Annotated in this window: 2 pseudogenes; both read left to right on the plus strand. The window is 69.6% G+C overall.

Features of this window, described 5'->3' with window-relative positions:
• A pseudogene (locus tag IE126_RS25540) lies at positions 1–639 on the plus strand (hypothetical protein); the annotation flags it as partial.
• Positions 639–1,012 (plus strand): annotated as a pseudogene (locus tag IE126_RS25545) (hypothetical protein); the annotation flags it as partial. The pseudogenes IE126_RS25540 and IE126_RS25545, both read left to right, overlap by 1 nt.

The raw sequence follows: 1,012 nt of genomic DNA on the forward strand, positions 1-1,012 counted from the left end.
TGGGACCAGCGCCTCGCTGGGGCCGAAGCTGCCATGGCGCGCTTTGAGGGCACGACGCTCTCGACACAGGCGCAGCTCGGCCAGCTCGGGACCGGGGCGGCGCAACTGGGGACCGGCCTGCAGACCTTTGGCGCCAATCTCGCGGGCACGCTGCAGGGGATCGGGGCGAGCTACGGGCCGGGCGGGGCCTTTGTCGGCGGCCTCCTGGGCGCGGGGCTGAAGTGGCTGACCGGCGGCAGTTTCGAGGTGGGCGGCTGGACCGGGCCGGGTGCGACGACGGATGTGGCGGGCGTGGTGCATGCCGAGGAATATGTCTTCGACGCGGCGGCCACCCGTCGCATCGGAGTGGCGAACCTTGAGGCGATCCGCAAGGGCGCGATGCGGGGATATCGCGAGGGCGGCTATGTGATGGGCGGTCGGCCGCCTCTGCCGGTCGGCGGGCCTTCAGACAGGCGAGCCGCAGCCGGTAACGAAGCCGCCGCCCGGCTTGTTACCCATCACATCAATGTCTCGGGCACCGGCTCGGCCGAGATCCGCGAGGGCGTCATGCAGGCCATTCAGGTGTCGCTGGAACAATACACCCGCGACTTCCTGCCCGGCGAGGTCCGCACCATCGTCAGTGACCGCTGGAGGGGATGATGGCGTATTCCTTCCCGCTGACCCGTGCGCAGTTCATGGATCTTCTGCCCGTGCAGGAGATGACCTTCGATCTGCCCGAGGCGATGGAAGTGTCGGAGACCGGCGCGGGCGAAATCCTGACGGCGGAGCTGGGCACCCGGCTCTGGTCGGGCGAGATCCGGCTGGGCGACATGACGCCGGACGAGGCGGCCGAGGCGCTGGCGATGATCGACGTGCTGCGCCAGCCCGGCGCCAGCTTCATGGTGCATGATATCGCGCGGCCGTTTCCACGCTCCGATCTCTCCGGGGCGGCGCTCGCCGGGGCCGCGCCCAAGCTGTCGGCAGTCCACGCCAACAATCGCGAGATTCGGATCTCCGGTCTGACACCCGGCTA

The organism is Gemmobacter nanjingensis, from assembly GCF_014652195.1.
GTDB lineage: Bacteria > Pseudomonadota > Alphaproteobacteria > Rhodobacterales > Rhodobacteraceae > Gemmobacter > Gemmobacter caeni.